At 61.3% G+C, this 17,291-nt stretch carries 14 protein-coding genes; 2 read left to right on the top strand and 12 right to left on the bottom strand.

Annotated features, from left to right (window positions below; translation table 11 throughout):
* Positions 1-146: 146 nt before the first annotated feature.
* A complete protein-coding gene (locus GYA94_RS07590; protein ID WP_047149581.1) occupies positions 147-1,151 on the bottom strand; it encodes an amidohydrolase family protein in 1,005 nt (334 codons plus the stop codon).
* Between the two features lie 117 nt (positions 1,152-1,268).
* Here GYA94_RS07590 and GYA94_RS07585 point away from each other — a divergent pair, with 117 nt between their 5' ends.
* On the top strand, positions 1,269-2,132 hold the full coding sequence (locus tag GYA94_RS07585) for a pirin family protein (protein ID WP_110676125.1): 864 nt from the start codon (positions 1,269-1,271) through the stop codon (positions 2,130-2,132).
* A 105-nt stretch (positions 2,133-2,237) separates the two neighbouring features.
* Here the strand turns inward: GYA94_RS07585 and GYA94_RS07580 are convergent, their stop codons facing one another.
* From GYA94_RS07580 to GYA94_RS07565, 4 genes are all read right to left on the bottom strand, one after another.
* The gene (locus GYA94_RS07580; RefSeq protein WP_009684696.1) at positions 2,238-2,963 is read right to left on the bottom strand and encodes a dienelactone hydrolase family protein; all 726 of its coding nucleotides are present in this window, start codon (positions 2,961-2,963) and stop codon (positions 2,238-2,240) included.
* 63 nt (positions 2,964-3,026) lie between these two features.
* Positions 3,027-4,931, bottom strand: a complete 1,905-nt coding sequence (htpG, locus tag GYA94_RS07575; RefSeq protein WP_029887686.1) for a molecular chaperone HtpG — start codon at positions 4,929-4,931, stop codon at positions 3,027-3,029.
* A 69-nt stretch (positions 4,932-5,000) separates the two neighbouring features.
* On the bottom strand, positions 5,001-5,483 hold the full coding sequence (locus tag GYA94_RS07570; RefSeq protein ID WP_161892037.1) for a PaaI family thioesterase: 483 nt from the start codon (positions 5,481-5,483) through the stop codon (positions 5,001-5,003).
* Complete coding sequence (locus GYA94_RS07565; RefSeq protein ID WP_029887684.1) at positions 5,480-5,956, bottom strand: PaaI family thioesterase; 477 nt, start codon at positions 5,954-5,956, stop codon at positions 5,480-5,482. Before GYA94_RS07565 ends, GYA94_RS07570 begins: the two co-directional genes overlap by 4 nt.
* A gap of 152 nt (positions 5,957-6,108) precedes the next feature.
* Here GYA94_RS07565 and GYA94_RS07560 point away from each other — a divergent pair, with 152 nt between their 5' ends.
* On the top strand, positions 6,109-6,372 hold the full coding sequence (locus GYA94_RS07560) for a hypothetical protein (protein WP_009684700.1): 264 nt from the start codon (positions 6,109-6,111) through the stop codon (positions 6,370-6,372).
* A gap of 64 nt (positions 6,373-6,436) precedes the next feature.
* On the opposite strand, the gene GYA94_RS07555 is transcribed toward GYA94_RS07560, so the two are convergent.
* From GYA94_RS07555 to GYA94_RS07525, 7 genes are all read right to left on the bottom strand, one after another.
* Entirely contained in the window at positions 6,437-7,186 is a 750-nt protein-coding gene (locus GYA94_RS07555; protein ID WP_009684701.1) for a DUF599 domain-containing protein, read from the bottom strand.
* Between the two features lie 217 nt (positions 7,187-7,403).
* Complete coding sequence (gene brnQ / locus GYA94_RS07550) at positions 7,404-8,717, bottom strand: branched-chain amino acid transport system II carrier protein (RefSeq protein ID WP_054911494.1); 1,314 nt, start codon at positions 8,715-8,717, stop codon at positions 7,404-7,406.
* A 482-nt stretch (positions 8,718-9,199) separates the two neighbouring features.
* Positions 9,200-10,084 (bottom strand): succinate--CoA ligase subunit alpha, encoded by an 885-nt coding sequence (sucD, locus tag GYA94_RS07545; RefSeq protein WP_003254203.1) that lies wholly within the window; start codon positions 10,082-10,084, stop codon positions 9,200-9,202.
* A complete protein-coding gene (sucC, locus tag GYA94_RS07540) occupies positions 10,084-11,250 on the bottom strand; it encodes an ADP-forming succinate--CoA ligase subunit beta (protein WP_003254205.1) in 1,167 nt (388 codons plus the stop codon). Before sucC ends, sucD begins: the two co-directional genes overlap by 1 nt.
* 172 nt (positions 11,251-11,422) lie before the next feature.
* Complete coding sequence (gene lpdA / locus GYA94_RS07535; RefSeq protein WP_009684703.1) at positions 11,423-12,859, bottom strand: dihydrolipoyl dehydrogenase; 1,437 nt, start codon at positions 12,857-12,859, stop codon at positions 11,423-11,425.
* Positions 12,860-12,955: 96 nt separating this feature from the next.
* A complete protein-coding gene (gene odhB, locus GYA94_RS07530) occupies positions 12,956-14,179 on the bottom strand; it encodes a 2-oxoglutarate dehydrogenase complex dihydrolipoyllysine-residue succinyltransferase (RefSeq protein WP_054881175.1) in 1,224 nt (407 codons plus the stop codon).
* A gap of 42 nt (positions 14,180-14,221) precedes the next feature.
* Positions 14,222-17,053, bottom strand: a complete 2,832-nt coding sequence (locus tag GYA94_RS07525) for a 2-oxoglutarate dehydrogenase E1 component (protein ID WP_029886713.1) — start codon at positions 17,051-17,053, stop codon at positions 14,222-14,224.
* Positions 17,054-17,291 lie beyond the last annotated feature (238 nt).

The following is a 17,291-nucleotide window of genomic DNA, read 5'->3' as shown; positions in this document are numbered from 1 at the left end:
CGTAGGAGCGAGCGCAGCTCGCGATGCGCCGCGCGGGCGGCGCTCGCTCTAACAGGCGCTGCATATCTTCTGACAAACACCTGTCAGCCCTGATGCGATCCCTGTTGGAGCTGGCTTGCCTGCGATAGGTCAGTACTGGTAAACCCTTACTTCTGCCTGGGCAACACAGCCAGGAAGTTCTCCTTGGCTACCTTGTTCGCCACCCCCTCCGGCAACGCATCCAGAAACGGCTTGAACCCGTGCATCTGCTCGCCCAGGCTGCCAAACTGCCCCACCACATCCGACCCCAGCATGAACCGCTCCGGGTACTTCTCGACCAACGCCAGCCATTCCTTGCGCGGCACACCCTTGTCATCCAGCAGATACGGCTGCAGCACACTCCACGACAAATCGACATACAGGTTCGGGTAATCCTCCAGCAACCGCGTCAGCACTGGCAGTAAAAAGTCCATCTGCGTCTGATGCCGGTGTATCTCCATGCTGCTGCCAGCATGGGCCCAGATGAACCGGGTGTGCGGGTGATTGCGTAGCGGCTCTTCGATTTCTGCCAGGTACAGCGGGTTGCGCTCGCGCTTGGAGGTGATGTTGGAGTGCAGCAGCACTGGCAGGTCGCGCTCAGCGGCCAGGTGATAGATCCGGGTCATGGCTTCGTTGTTGGCGCGCGGCGTTTCGCCACTGGTCAACGCAGTCAGGTCGTCATGGCGGGTAAACACCTCCCCGATGCCCTGCCATAGCCCCGGGTACAGATCGAGCATACGCTCGATATGGCTTACGGCGTTCTTGTCCACCGGGTTGAACCCGCTCAGGAACGGGTGGAAGCGTTTACGCTGCTGCGGTGGCAACTGCTGGAGCGCGGCCGCCACATAGGTGTCGGTGGCACTGTACCAGTAAGCATCGGCATCATCACCGGCGTAGTAACGCGGGCGCTTGGGCTCGTCTTCGTGCCACTTCTTGGCCACCGGAATGCCGGAAATCATCGACTGGTCAACGCCTGCCGCATCCATCGCCTTGAGCAATGCCGGCATCCCTTCGCTTTCCTGGAAGAAATCCACATAGTGCAGGTGGGCGTCACTGTAGCGGTAGTCACGCGCCTGTACCGCTTGGCACAAGCAAGCGGACAGTAACGCGCAGGCCAGCGCTTTGGCATTCATGGGCAGCTCCCTTCTCCTGGTATCAGACAAGGTAGACCGGCCGGTGCAGAAGACGGTTCAGGCACAGCAGGCAAACCGTTATGCTTGGGCATTGCCCCCTTGCCTGGAGCCCTTCTCATGAGCAGCACGCTGATCATTCGCCCCCGTGCAGAGTCGGTCGAGGGCCAGCCGATTCTGCGCCCGCTGCCAGCGGCGCAGTGCCGCAGTGTCGGCCCGTTCGTATTCTTCGATCACATGCTGAAAACCGCCTACGCCCCCGGGCGCGGCATGGACATCCGCCAACACCCGCACATCGGCCTTTCAACCCTGACTTACCTGTTCGAAGGGGCAATTCAGCACAAGGACAGCCTGGGCTCGGACCAGTTGGTGCTGCCCGGCGACGTCAGCTGGATGACGGCCGGTCGCGGCGTGGCGCACGTCGAGCGCACCCCTGCTGACGCCTTGGCCAAAGGGTCAAGCCTGCACGGCTTGCAGGTTTGGCTGGCCTCGCCACGTGAGCATGAACAAGGCGCGCCCAGCTACAGCCATCATCCTGCGGCCAGCCTGCCGGTCAGCGACAGCCTGGGGGTGCGCATCTGCATGATTGCCGGCACCGGGTTCTGCCTGGCGTCACCGGTGCCGGTGCTGACCCCTACCCTCTATGCCCAGGTGCAGATGCAACCGGCGACTACCTTGCAGGTGCCGAACGAGCACGTGGAGCGGGCGCTGTACCTGTTGGAGGGCGAACTGCAGATGAACAGCGAGGATGTGGCGCCGTGCAGCCTGGTGGTGCTGCCGGAGGGCGAAGAGGTGACGCTGTGTGCGCAAGGTGAATGCCAGCTGGTACTGATTGGCGGCGCGCCGCTGGATGGGCCGCGGCGGATGAACTGGAACTTTGTCGCCAGTGACCCGGCGCTGATCGAGCAGGCCAGGGCCAGATGGGCTGCGGGGGATTGGCCGGTCGTGCCGGGGGAGAGCTCGAGGATCGAGTTGCCTCGCTGATTGGGGCGGCTTTGCGCTCCTTCGCGGGCTTGCCCGCTCCCACAGGGTGAGAGTTGTGGGAGCGGGCAAGCCCGCGAAGGGCTGCACAGCAGCCCCACTATGCGATCAGCGCTGGAACACTTCAGTCAGCAGGTTATGCATCGAACGAAACGCCCGCTCAGAGGTGCGTCGGTCATACTGCATCTTGCCCGGCACATTGGCACCAGGGTCGGTGAACGAATGCACGGCCCCGCCATAGCTGAGCAACTGCCAGTCGACCTTGGCCGCATTCATCTCGTCCTCGAATGCCGGCAGTTGCTCTTTCGGCACCAATGGGTCCGATGCACCGTGCAGCACCAGCACCGAGCCCTTGATGCGCTTGGCATCCTCGGGGTTCGGCGTGTCCAATGTGCCGTGGAACGACACTGCCGCACGCAAGTCGGCGCCGCTGCGCGCCAGCTCCAGCGCACAGCAACCCCCAAAGCAGAAGCCGAAGGTGGCAACTTTGCCAGGCTCCAGCAGCGCCTTGGACTGCCCCAGCAACTGGGCCAGGGCCTCCTGCATGCGCTTGCGAAGTTCGCCGCGGTCGTTCTTGAGCGGCATCATCGCTGCGCCCGCTTCGTCCGCATTGGACGGGCGCACCGACTGCCCATACAGGTCGGCGAGCAACACCACATAGCCCTTTTCGGCCACTTCCTTGGCGATGCGTTCGGCACCTTCGCCAATCCCCATCCAGTTCGGTGCCATGACCAAGCCCGGGCGCCCCAGCGCCCCGGGCTCGTAGACCAGGCGGCTTTCGTAGGTTCGGCCGGACAGGTGATACACCAGCGATTCGACGATTACTTTGCTCATCAGGCACTCCATTGGCACTCGTCATAAAAAAGCCCGCCGAAGCGGGCTTTCCTCTGCATCAACTCAAGCAGACAGCTCGACCAGCAGCTTGTTCAGGCGACGAACGTACGCTGCCGGGTCTTTCAGGCTGTCCCCGGCCGCCAGGGCCGCCTGATCGAAGAGGATATGCGACAGCTCGGCGAAACGGTCTTCGCTCTGCTCGTTGTCCAGCTTGTCGATCAGCGGGTGGCTTGGGTTGAACTCGAAGATCGGCTTGGACTCCGGCACTTTCTGCCCACTGGCCTCGAGGATCTGGCGCATCTGCAGGCCAAGGTCCTGCTCGCCAATGGCCAGGATCGCCGGCGAGTCGGTCAGGCGGTGCGACACACGGACTTCGGCCACGCTGTCACCCAATGCACCTTTCAGGCGCTCGACCAGGCCTTCCTTGTCCTTGGCGACTTCTTCCTGGGCTTTCTTGTCCTCTTCGGAGTCCAGCTTGCCCAGGTCCAGGTCGCCGCGTGCGACGTCGACGAAGGCCTTGCCGTCGAATTCGTTGAGGTAGCTCATCAGCCACTCGTCGATGCGGTCGGTCAGCAGCAACACTTCGATGCCTTTCTTGCGGAAGACTTCCAGGTGCGGGCTGTTCTTGACCTGCGCGTAGGACTCACCGGTGAGGTAGTAGATCTTGTCCTGGCCTTCCTTGGCGCGCGCCAGGTAGTCGGCCAGGGCAACGCTCTGCTCGCCGCTGTCGTCGTGGGTGGAGGCAAAACGCAGCAGGCTGGCGATCTTCTCTTTGTTGGCGAAGTCTTCGGCCGGGCCTTCCTTCAGCACCTGGCCGAAGTTTTTCCAGAAGCCCTTGTACTGCTCAGGCTCGTTCTTCGCCAACTTCTCCAGCATGTCCAGCACGCGCTTGGTCAGCGCGGTCTTCATCGAGTCGATGATCGGGTCTTTCTGCAGGATTTCACGCGACACGTTCAGCGACAGGTCGTTGGAGTCGACCACACCTTTGATGAAGCGCAGGTACAGCGGCAGAAACGACTCGGCCTGGTCCATGATGAACACGCGCTGTACATACAGCTTCAGACCGCGTGGCGCTTCGCGCTGGTACAGGTCGAACGGCGCGCGGGCCGGCACATACAGCAGCGAGTTGTATTCAAGCTTGCCTTCGACCTTGTTGTGGCTCCAGGCCAGCGGGTTCTCGAAGTCGTGGCCGATGTGCTTGTAGAACTCCTGGTATTCCTCGTCCTTCACGTCGCTGCGCGAACGAGTCCACAGGGCGCTGGCACGGTTGACGGTTTCCCACTCTTCGGCCGGCTGCTCTTCACCTTCGGCAGCCGCCTGCTCTTTCGGCAACTGGATAGGCAAGGCGATATGGTCGGAGTACTTCTTGACCACGTTGCGCAGGCGCCAGCCATCGGCGAACTCCTGCTCGTCCTTCTTCAGGTGCAGGACGATGCGGGTGCCGCGCTGGGGCTTGTCGACAGTGGCGACTTCGAACTCACCCTCGCCACGGGACGACCAATGCACGCCTTCGGCAGCCGGCTGGCCGGCGCGACGGCTGTACACGTCAACCTTGTCGGCAACGATGAACGCGGAATAGAAGCCCACGCCGAACTGGCCGATCAGGTGCGAGTCCTTCTTCTGGTCACCGGTGAGGTTCTTCATGAAGTCGGCAGTGCCGGACTTGGCGATGGTGCCCAGGTGGGTGATGACGTCTTCGCGGCTCATGCCGATACCGTTGTCCTCGAGGGTCACGGTACCCGCCTCCTTGTCGAAGCTCAGGCGAATCTTCAGGTCGGCGTCGCCTTCCAGCAACTCTGGCTTGGCCAGCGCCTCGAAGCGCAGCTTGTCGGCGGCGTCGGAGGCGTTGGAGATCAGTTCACGCAGGAAGATCTCCTTGTTCGAATACAAGGAATGGATCATGAGGTGCAGCAGTTGCTTTACCTCGGTCTGGAAGCCAAGCGTTTCTTTTTGAGTCTCCACACTCATGGTCTTCAAAACTCCGATCTGATTGCAATGGCGCCTGGCGGGCGGTACAGCCTGCTTTAACGGCGGATGTCATGCAGATGGGGGCTGCCCGGATGATTTCAAGGGCTTTTGCGGTTCGATCTTGAAATGCGCGCGGGCCGTGGCAATCGGCGACTGGCGGTCGCCCTGCCAGGCGGTAATGGCCACGTTGGTCACCCGTCGCCCCTGGCGCCACAATTGGCACTGGGCGTAGGTATCGCGCAACAGCCCGGCGCGCAGGTAGTCGATGGAGAAATCGATGATCTTCGGAATGCTGGCGCTGTCGCTGTAGATCAGCAGGTACAGCGCTGCCGACAGCTCCATGAAGCCGGCAATCACCCCGCCATGGATAGCGGGCAAGAGGGGGTTGCCGACAGTGTCCGGATTGGCCGGCAGGCGGAACAGCAGGTCATCCCCCTCGCGCTCGCATTCGATGCCGATCAACCCCGCGTAAGGAATCAATGCCAGCAAGGGGCGGTAGTCACCTTGCGCGTGTGCTGCGTTGAGTTGCTGGCGAATGGCAGGCGGAATCATGACCCGCCCTCCTTCAGGCTGCTGCCGAAGCGGATGCCGCCCTTGACCTGCGGGCCCAACCGCATGAACGTACCCACCACCTGGCAGATCGGCCGCTCGGGGTCGTCCTGGTAGGCGCTGCCACGGGTGAAGATCACGTCGCGGGTCACCCGGTAACACTGGGCATGCCCATGGATGTCCTTGCCCGGTACCGACGGGTGCATGTAGTCGATGCGCAGATCCAGGGTCGGGCATACCTCGAAGTGCGGCAGTACGCATAGCGTGGCCATGCCGCAGGTGGTGTCCATCAGCGTTGTCAGCGCTCCACCGTGTACGGCACCGGTTTGCGGGTTGCCGACAATGGCCGGCGACCAGGGCAGGACCAGCGTCATGCCAGTTTCATCAGCCTGTGCCACACGCATCTGCAACAACTGGCAGTGTTTCAATGCCGAAAGAAAACGCTCGGCCATGGACATCAAGGTCGCATCACTCATAGGCTGTTACCACGTCCCTTCCAAACGGCATAGGTGGGTTCAAAAGTCCATGTAGAACGGGGCGTTATATATCTGAAACCTTCGTTGAACTTATTCCAAGTGGCTGCACTCGAAGGAACAAGTCACTTATCACACCAAGGAGAAACACCCCCATGCGTAAACCATTTGCTTTTGCTCTGATGCTGGCTGCTGCCATGGGCCTGGCTGCTTGCGATAAAGCGAGCGAAGACAAAGCCCAAGATGCGCAGGAACATGCCGAGCAAGCCCAGGAAAAGATGGGCGAAGCTCAGGATAAAATGAACGACGCCGCCAAGGAAAACGCCGAAGCTGCCAAAGATCAGGCTGAAGCCGAGCAAAAGGCTGCCGAAGAAGCCGCCCCGGCTACTCCGGCGCCGGCAGAACCTGCCAAGCAGTAATCAGCCCGATAAAAAAACCCGACGTTGTCGGGTTTTTTTTGCGTTGAATTCACGGTTAATCGTTTCAGTTCACTGCTACACCACCCTCTTTCAATGGCTCGCTGCTGACACTATCCGTGGGGGTAAAGACCATCACCTCCAGCACATCGGAATGGAACTCCCGACGGTACAAGATCAATACAACACCCACACTCATGCCCATGAACAACCACGGGCTGATGAACCAGCTCAACATGGCCATGCCGAAGTAATAGGAACGTAAACCAAGGTTGAACTGGTTGGCCGCCAGCGACAACACCCGTGCTGCCCGCGAGGCGAACGCCTTGCGTTCCAGTTCGTTGACCTGCCGTTCGCCAATCATCGGTGCCGAGCCAACCAGTACGGCAGCAAAGTTGTATTGGCGCATGCACCAGCTGAAAGTGAAGAAGGCGTACACGAAGACCATGGCCAGGCACAACAACTTGATCTCCGACATGCCCTGCGAAGTCTGCTGCACCAGCGGCAGGTCGGCCAGCAGCGACAGCGCCCTGTCGGAGGCCCCCAGCACGGTGAGGATACCGGCCAGGATGATCAAGGTGCTGGAGGCGAAGAACGACGCGTTGCGCTCCAGGTTGCCGATCACGCTGGCATCGGCAATACGGTTATCGCGCAGCAACATGCGCCGCATCCAGTCTTCACGGTACAGGTGCAGCACGCTGGCCAGGCACGCGGTGTCGCGCCCTTTCCAGATCGCATACCGGGTATAGCCACCCCAGCACAGGGCGAACCAGGCGACGGCCAGCAGGTTGTTAAGGTTGCTTTGGATGAAATTCATGCAGGATTCCCGAAAAGGCCAGGTGCCTGAAGGATAGGGACCGGGTTTCGACGCTGGCAAGCGGCAAAAGGCACACATTCCTGCTGAAATTCGTACTGCCGGTGTGGGCCAGAAAAAAGCCCCGCATCGTTGCCGATACGGGGCTCTGCAGCTTGCACCTTGGGCGGGCACCCTTCGGCTTGTGGCCGGTGCCGCCCCCAAGGCTTGGCCCGGCGCGTCAGGCCAGCGCTTCGCGCGGCTTGCCCAGCATGCGGTCGCAGGCGACTGCGCCCATCAGGGTCACCACCGATGGCACCAGCCAGGCCATGCCGGCATCGCTCAACGGCAGGTGCGCCATGAAGTCCGGGAGCATATGGGCAAGGCTGCTGCCCTTGATCGCATCGACCATACCGAACACCAGCGACACCAGCATGACCGGCGCCAGGATACGGGTCGGCGAATGCCACAGGTCTTTCACGAAACTCAAGCCGACTACCACGATGCAGGGCGGGTAGATGGCGGTAAGTACCGGGATCGAGAACATGATCAACTTGGTCAGGCCAAGGTTGGAAATCAACAGCGAGAAGCCAGCCAGGATCACCACCAGGGCGCGGTACGACAGCGGCAGGATCTGGCTGAAGTACTCGGCGCATGCGCAGGTCAGGCCCACCGCAGTCACCAGGCAGGCCAGCGCGATCAACACCGCAAGGAAGCCGCTGCCCAACGAACCGAAGGTGTGCTGTACGTAGGCATGCAGAACGGCCGCGCCATTGGTGGCATCCGCCGCGATATCGTGGCTGGTGGCGCCCAGACGGAACAGGCTGATGTAGACCAGGGCCAGGCCGACACCGGCGATCAGGCCGGCGATGATGGCATAACGGGTAATCAGCTTCGGCGACTCGACACCGCGCGAGCGGATGGCGTTGACGATGACGATACCGAACACCAGGGCCCCCAGGGTATCCATGGTCAGGTAGCCATCGGAGAAGCCTTTGGAGAAGGCCGCTGCCGCATAAGCCGGCTGCGCGTCACCCATGCCCCCTGCCGGCAGGGCAAAGGCGGCAATGCCCAGTACGGCCAGGGCGATGATCTTCAACGGCGCCAGGAAGCGGCCCACGGTATCGAGCAACTTGCCGGGGTACATCGACACGGCCAGCACCACAGCGAAATACACCAGGCTGTAGATGAACAGCGCCAGCGGGCTTTCCCCGGTCAGCGGAGCAACACCCACTTCGAACGAAACGGTCGCCGTACGCGGGGTAGCGAACAGTGGGCCGACCGACAGGTAGCAGACAGCCGCCAGCAAGCCGCCGAAGAATTTGCCGATCGGGCTGCTCAGGGCATCCATGCCACCACCGACCTTGGCCAGGGCGACCACGGTGATGACCGGCAGGCCTACGGCCGTGACCAGGAAGCCCAGCGCCGCCATCCACACATGGGGGCCGGACTGCAGGCCGACGATAGGCGGGAAGATGATGTTGCCTGCACCCACAAAAAGCGCAAACGTCATAAAGCCAAGCGCCAGGATATCCTGGCCTTTGAGAACTTTCATTTTAAGGTAGTACCACACTGCTGAAATCGGGATTCGAGAGGGGATTTCCCTTTGGATGAGGGGAAATGCTGCCCGGCTTGATAGGCCAGACCCGTTTAGCGTGTCGTTCCCTTTTGGGGTACGGGCACAGAGTGAGCGCGTAATGTAACCGTTTTGTCAGTCAAACGCACTGGAACAGTGCTGCTTGTCCGATGTGCGTACATGTTTGTCGTCTGTGCGACCGAAGACAGAGGGAATTATCCTCGGTTTAAACGCCGTGTCTGTGTGAAAATTCCTATCAAACCCATCGAAAAATCTACAGTGCCTGTTCTGGCCTCTTCGCGGGCTTGCCCGCTCCCACAGGGCTCACCACAGGTTCTGAATGTGGTGATCCCTGTGGGAGCGGGCAAGCCCGCGAAGAGGCCAGAACAGGAATACAGAACCCCACAAACGACAAAGGCCACCCGAAGGTGGCCTCTGTGCGCGTGGGGGGTGTAGCGGTATTACTTCTTGGCTTCCCAACCGGTCAGCTCGGCCAGGGCCTTGCCGATGTCGGCCAGGGAACGCACGGTTTTCACACCCGCGTCCTGCAGCGCAGCAAACTTCTCGTCTGCAGTGCCTTTGCCGCCAGAAATGATGGCGCCAGCGTGGCCCATGCGCTTGCCCGCAGGTGCGGTAACACCAGCGATGTAGGAAACGACAGGCTTGGTCACGTGGGCCTTGATGTAGGCCGCTGCTTCTTCTTCAGCCGAACCGCCGATCTCGCCGATCATGACGATCGCTTCGGTCTTCGGGTCTTCCTGGAACAGCTTCAGGATATCGATGAAGTTGGAGCCCGGGATCGGGTCACCACCGATACCGACACAGGTCGACTGGCCGAAGCCGGCGTCGGTGGTCTGCTTCACAGCTTCGTAGGTCAGGGTGCCGGAGCGCGACACGATACCGACCTTGCCTGGCAGGTGGATGTGGCCAGGCATGATGCCGATCTTGCACTCGCCCGGGGTGATGACACCTGGGCAGTTAGGGCCGATCAGGGTCACGCCCAGCTCGTCGCACTTGACCTTGGCATCCAGCATGTCCAGGGTTGGAATGCCTTCGGTGATGCAGACGATCAGCTTGATGCCGCCGAAGGCTGCTTCCAGGATCGAGTCCTTGCAGAAAGGAGCCGGTACGTAGATGACCGAAGCATCAGCGCCGGTAGCTTCCACGGCTTCCTTGACGGTGTTGAACACCGGCAGGCCCAGGTGGGTGGTGCCACCCTTGCCTGGGGTTACGCCGCCGACCATCTTGGTGCCGTAGGCGATGGCCTGTTCGGAGTGGAAAGTACCCTGCGAGCCGGTGAAGCCCTGGCAGATGACTTTGGTGTCTTTATTGATCAGGACGCTCATTACTTGCCCTCCGCAGCTTTGACAACTTGTTGAGCAGCGTCGGTCAGGCTGGTTGCCGCAATGATGTTCAAACCGCTTTCTGCCAGTACTTTAGCGCCCAGTTCGGCGTTGTTGCCCTCAAGGCGAACGACGACCGGAACCTTGACGCCGACTTCTTTCACTGCACCGATGATGCCTTCGGCAATCATGTCGCAGCGAACGATGCCGCCGAAGATGTTGACCAGAACGGCCGCGACATTGCTGTCGGACAGAATGATCTTGAACGCTTCGGTAACGCGCTCTTTGGTAGCACCGCCGCCAACGTCGAGGAAGTTGGCCGGCTTGCCGCCGTGCAGGTTGACGATGTCCATGGTACCCATGGCCAGGCCGGCACCGTTGACCATGCAGCCGATGTTGCCTTCGAGGGCAACGTAGTTCAGTTCGAACTTGGCAGCGTGGGCTTCACGGGCGTCGTCCTGCGACGGGTCGTGGAAGGTTTTCAGCTTAGGCTGACGGTACATGGCGTTGGCGTCGATGTTGATCTTGGCATCGAGGCAGTGCAGGTCGCCATCGGCCTTGATCACCAGCGGGTTCACTTCCAGCAGCGCCAGGTCGTGATCCTTGAACAGCTTGGCCAGGCCTACGAAGATCTTGGCGAACTGTTGAACTTGCTTGCCTTCCAGGCCCAGCTGGAATGCCAGCTCGCGACCCTGGAACGGCTGTGCGCCGACCAGTGGGTCGATGGTGGCCTTGAGGATTTTCTCAGGCGTTTCATGAGCGACTTTCTCGATGTCCACGCCACCTTCGGTGGAGGCCATGAACACGATGCGGCGGCTCGAACGATCGACTACAGCGCCCAGGTACAGCTCTTTGGCGATGTCAGTGCAGGATTCGACCAGAATCTTGGAGACGGGTTGACCGTTGGCATCGGTCTGGTAGGTAACCAGATTCTTGCCCAACCACTGTGCAGCGAACGCCTTGGCGTCTTCCTTGCTGCGAACCAGCTTGACGCCGCCCGCTTTACCGCGACCACCCGCGTGAACCTGGGCTTTGACTACCCACTCGTTCCCGCCGATCTTGTCGCAGGCTTCTGCAGCTTGCTCAGGGGTATCGACTGCGAAACCCTTGGAAACTGGCAGGCCGTACTCAGCGAACAGCTGCTTACCCTGATACTCGTGAAGATTCATGCTTTTTACCGTCTTCGTTAGGTACTGCGCTTCGGCGCTGCGCCATTACTGGCGCCGCGCCACCTGTGACCGTTGACCCCGGGTTATCCCATGTGATCCGGTCCGGCGGACGTTCCGCGGTGAGTCATGCACGCAAGACTCACGACGGGCTGCCCGCCGTGGTTTCTTATGATTAACGCTTCTTACGGTTGGCCACGTGAATGGCGCCGCCATTCACAGCCAGCGCTGCTTCATGCAGCGCTTCGGACAGGGTTGGATGGCTGAAGACCATCATGCCCAGGTCCTCGGCACTGGTGCCGAATTCCATTGCGATTGCGCCCTGCTGCACCAGTTCGGCAGCCGATGGGCCAATCACGTGTACACCCAGCACGCGGTCGGTCTTGGCGTCGGCGATGACCTTGACGAAACCACCGGTGTCGTTGGCCGCCATCGCACGGCCGCTGGCCGCGAACGGGAAGGTGCCTACGTTAACCTCAACACCCTCGGCCTTCAAGGATTGTTCGGTCTTGCCGACCCACGCGATTTCCGGGTGGGTGTAGATCACCGAAGGGATCAGGTCGTAGTTCATCTGGGCCTTGTGGCCCTTGATGCGCTCAACCACCATGATGCCCTCTTCCGAGGCCTTGTGCGCCAGCATCAGGCCACGCACCACGTCACCGATGGCATAGACGCCCGGCACGCTGGTCGCGCAGTGGTCGTCGACGTAGATGTAGCCACGCTCGTCGATGGTCACGCCGCTGTCGGAAGCCAGCAGGTCGGTGGTCACCGGACGGCGGCCGACCGCAACGATCAGCTTGTCGAAGGTGATCTTCTGCTCGCCTTCGGCGTTGGTGTAGGTGACTTCGACTTCGTCGCCGTTGACTTTCGAGCCGGTCACGCGCGCGCCCAGCTTGATGTCCAGGCCTTGTTTGGTCAGGGTCTTCTGGGCTTCTTTCGACACGGCAGTGTCGGCAGCCATCAGGAAGGTGTCCAGGGCTTCCAGCACGGTGACTTCAGCGCCCAGGCGAGCCCATACCGAGCCCAGCTCCAGGCCGATGACGCCAGCACCGATCACACCCAGGCGCTTGGGTACGGCCTGGAATTCCAGGGCGCCGGTGGAGTCGACGATGACGTTCTGGTCGACAGGCGCTGGCGGAATGTCGATGGGGCGCGAGCCGGAGGCCAGGATCACGTTCTCGGCTTCGATCACTTCGGTGGTGCCGTCAGCCTTGGTGACTTCGACCTTCTTGCCCGCCAGCAGCTTGCCGTGGCCCTGGATCGAAGTAACACCGTTGGCCTTGAACAGGGTGGCCACGCCACCGGTCAGGTTCTTGACGATGCCAGCCTTGCGGCCAACCATCGCGGCAACGTCCATCTTCACTTCACCGGTGGAGATGCCATGCACGTTGAAGCTTTCTTTGGCTTCCTTGTACTTCCAGGAGCTGTCCAGCAGGGCCTTGGAAGGAATGCAACCGACGTTCAGGCAGGTGCCGCCCAGGGCCAGCTTGCCCTCGGCGTCGGTGTACTTCTCGATACAGGCAGTCTTCAGACCGAGTTGTGCGGCCTTGATGGCAGCGACATAACCGCCAGGACCTGCACCGATTACCACTACGTCGAATTTCTGGGTCATAAAAGATTCCTTTTGAGCTTCAAGCAGCAAGCTGCAAGCTGCGAGACAGACAGGCTTCGACTTGAAGCTTGCCGCTCGCAGCTTACAGCCGCGCGATTAGATGTCCAGCAGCAGGCGAGACGGATCTTCCAGCAGGTTCTTGATGGTGACCAGGAAGGTTACCGCTTCCTTGCCATCGATCAGGCGGTGATCGTAGGACAGCGCCAGGTACATCATCGGGCGAATCACCACTTGGCCATTAACGGCCATCGGGCGCTGGATGATGTTGTGCATGCCGAGGATCGCGGCCTGCGGCGGGTTGACGATCGGGGTCGACATCATCGAACCGAAAGTACCGCCGTTGGTGATGGTGAAGGTGCCACCGGTCATCTCTTCGATCGACAGCTTGCCGTCACGGGCCTTCTTGCCGAAGGTGGCGATGCCGTTTTCGATTTCGGCCAGGCTCATCGATTCGGCGTTACGCAGTACCGGTACCACCAGGCCACGGTCGCTGGACACCGCGACGCCGACGTCGGCATAGCCGTGGTAGACGATGTCGTTGCCGTCGATCGAGGCGTTGACCGCCGGGAAGCGCTTCAGCGCCTCGGTGGCAGCCTTGACGAAGAACGACATGAAGCCCAGGCGCACGCCGTTGTGGGTCTTCTCGAACAGGTCCTTGTACTTCGAACGCAGGGCCATGACTTCGGTCATGTCCACTTCGTTGAAGGTGGTCAGCATGGCCATGCTCGACTGGGCTTCTACCAGGCGCTCGGCGATCTTGGCACGCAGGCGGGTCATCGGGACGCGCTTCTCGGTGCGGTCGCCAGCAGCGGTGACCACCGGGGCAGCAGCAGCGGCAGCAGGCTTGGCAGCCGGCGCAGCGGCAGGTGCCGACTTCTTGTTGGCAACCGCTGCAACCACGTCTTCCTTGGTGACGCGACCACCTTTGCCGGTACCGGCAACGCTGGCCAGGTCGATGCCGTTTTCTTCGGCCAGCTTGCGCGCAGCCGGGGCGGCGACCGGGTCGTCTTCACCAGCATCGGCAGCTGCCGCAGCGGGTGCAGCGGCAGGTGCAGCGGCGGCGGCAGGTGCGGCAGCAGCGCCGCCTTCAACGATCGAACCCAGCACCTCGTCGGACAGGACGGTGTCGCCCTCGCCCTTGACGATGTCGCCCAGCACGCCGTCAGCGGTAGCCAGCACTTCCAGGACGACCTTGTCGGTCTCGATGTCGACGATCAGCTCGTCACGCTTGACGGCTTCGCCCGGCTTCTTGTGCCAGGTGGCAACGGTGCCATCGGCAACCGATTCCGGGAAGGTTGGGGCTTTGATCTCGATAGCCATTATCTGTATTTCCTTAAATTCGGTTTCAGGTGCGCGAAGGCGTTAGACAGTGAAGGCGTCTTGCAGCAGTTTTTCCTGCTGTTCGGCGTGCTTCGAAGCGTAACCACAAGCTGGCGCGGCGGAAGCGTCGCGGCCGGCGTATTCCAGGACCAGCGCCTTGTTGTGGCGGCCCAGGATACGGCGCATGTGGTGCTGGCTGCTGTACCAGGCACCCTGGTTCATCGGCTCTTCCTGACACCACACGGCATGCTTGAGGTTGGTGTACGGCGCCAGGATTTCGACCAGGTCGTCCTCCGGGAACGGATACAGCTGCTCGATACGCACGATGGCGATGTCTTCGCGGCCCTCGGCACGGCGTTTCTCCAGCAGGTCGTAGTAGACCTTGCCGCCGCACAGGACCAGGCGTTCGACCTTGGCCGGATCGAGGTTGTCGATTTCCGGGATCACGGTCTGGAACGAGCCTTCTGCCAGGTCTTCCAGGGTCGAAACGGCCAGCTTGTGACGCAGCAGCGACTTCGGTGTCAGCACGATCAGCGGCTTGCGCAGCGGGCGAATGACCTGACGACGCAGCAGGTGGTAGATCTGCGCCGGCGTGGTTGGCACGCAGACCTGGATGTTGTGCTCGGCACACAGCTGCAGGTAACGCTCCAGGCGCGCGGAGGAGTGCTCCGGGCCCTGCCCTTCATAGCCGTGCGGCAGCAGCATGGTCAGGCCGCACAGGCGACCCCACTTGTGCTCGCCGCTGGTGATGAACTGGTCGATGACCACTTGCGCACCGTTGGCGAAGTCGCCGAACTGGGCTTCCCAGATCACCAGCGCGTTCGGCGTGGTGGTCGAGTAGCCATATTCGAAGGCCAGCACGGCTTCTTCCGACAGGAAGGAGTCGTACAGCTCGAACATCGGCTGGCCCGGGAACAGGTTCTTCAGCGGTACATAGGTGCCGGCATCCTTCTGGTTGTGCAGCACTGCATGGCGGTGCGAGAAGGTGCCACGGCCGATGTCCTGGCCGGTCATGCGGATCGGGTGACCTTCGAACTGCAGGGTGGCGTAGGCCATGGTCTCTGCATAACCCCAGTTGATCGGCAGGCCACCGGCCTGCATCTTCTGGCGGTCTTCGTAGATCTTCGCCACCTGGCGCTGGACGACGAAGCCTTCCGGGATTTCCAGCAGCTTGGCCGACAGGTCCTGCAAGGTCTTGAGGTCGAAGCGGGTGTCGTGACGCGCAGTCCAGGCATGGCCCAGGTAGGGGCGCCAGTCGACGAACAGCTCGCGGTTCGGCTCCTTGACCAGGCTTTTCACCACGTGCAGGCCGTTGTCCAGCGCGTTGCGGTACTCGTCGATCTTCGCCTGGGCACGCTCGGCATCGATACGGCCAGCCTGGATCAGCGACTCGGCGTACAGCTCGCGGGTGGTACGCTGCTTGGTGATCTGCTGGTACATCAGCGGCTGGGTGCCGCTCGGCTCGTCGGCCTCGTTGTGGCCGCGACGGCGGTAGCAGACCAGGTCGATGACCACGTCACGCTTGAACTGCATGCGGTAGTCGATGGCCAGCTGGGTGACAAACAGCACTGCTTCCGGGTCATCGCCGTTCACATGCAGGATCGGCGCCTGGATCATCTTGGCCACGTCGGTGGCGTACTCGGTGGAGCGCGCGTCCAGCGGGTTGCTGATGGTGAAACCAACCTGGTTGTTGATCACGATGTGCACGGTGCCGCCGGTCTTGAAACCGCGGGTCTGCGACATCTGGAAGGTTTCCATGACCACACCCTGGCCGGCGAATGCAGCGTCGCCGTGGATCGAGATCGGCAGCACCTTGTCGCCAACGGTGTCGTTGCGGCGGTCCTGACGGGCGCGCACCGAACCCTCGACCACCGGCGAAACGATTTCCAGGTGGGACGGGTTGAACGCCATGGCCAGGTGCACTTCGCCACCGGAGGTCATCACGTTCGAGGAGAAGCCCTGGTGATATTTCACGTCACCGGAGCCCAGCTCGTTCATCTTCTTGCCTTCGAACTCGTCGAACAGCTCGCGCGGGCTCTTGCCGAAGGTGTTCACCAGCACGTTCAGACGGCCACGGTGGGCCATGCCGATGACCACTTCCTTGGTGCCGTAGGAGCCGGAACGCTGGATCATTTCGTCCAGCATCGGGATCAGGCTCTCGCCACCTTCCAGGCCGAAGCGCTTGGTGCCTGGGTACTTGGTGCCCAGGTATTTTTCCAGGCCTTCACCGGCGGTAACGCGCTCGAGCAGGTGGGCCTGCACGTCAGCGGAGTATTCCGGACGGCCGCGCACGCTTTCCAGGCGCTGCTGGAACCAGCTGCGCTGCTCGGAATCGACGATGTGGGTGAACTCGGCGCCAATGGTGCGACAATATGTCTTCTGGAGTGCATCCAGGATGTCGCGTAGGCTCGCCTCCTCTTTGCCGATGAACAGGTCGCCGGCACGGAAGGTCGTATCAAGATCGGCATTGGTCAAGCCGTAGTGATTGATCGACAGGTCTACGGGCGCAGGGCGCTGCCACAACCCCAACGGGTCGAGCTTGGCAGCCTGATGGCCGCGCATACGATAGGCCTGGATCAGTCGCAGAACTTCAACCTGCTTCTTCTCGTGTTCACTGCTCACGCTCCCGGCAGATACCGGTTGGGCGCGGCGCTGGTTCTTTGCCAGCAGTACGAAATGGTCGCGGATTGTCGAGTGCGATACATCAGTAGCGGTGCTGCCGTCGGCTGGCAACTTCTGGAAGTAAGTGCGCCACTCTTCTGGCACAGCGTTAGGGTCGTGCAGGTAGAGCTCGTAGAGCTCTTCCACATATGCAGCGTTACCACCTGAAAGGTGGGCGCTATCCCACATGCGCTGCATCACGCTTTCTTGCATGCTTGGTCACCCTCGATTAGGGGACTGATCGGCGAGAGCCGAAGCAAACCTGGAAAAGTCCGAAAACAGCGACTGAACCACGCCACCTGGATCCTGCTGATTTTCCGGGTACCAGCCCGGAAAGCCCCTGCTGGTCTCATATCTTCATAGGTAATGAGCGCGGGCTTTTTGGGCCCTTGCTCGGGTTTTACCTCAGTGCGGGCTCACCGCCCGCACCTCGGCTTACTGCAGGTACAAC

Origin of the sequence: Pseudomonas juntendi, from assembly GCF_009932375.1 — a bacterium.
GTDB lineage: Bacteria > Pseudomonadota > Gammaproteobacteria > Pseudomonadales > Pseudomonadaceae > Aquipseudomonas > Aquipseudomonas juntendi.
The sequence above is the reverse complement of the archived record's forward strand: the minus strand, read 5'-3'. Positions and strand labels throughout refer to the sequence as shown.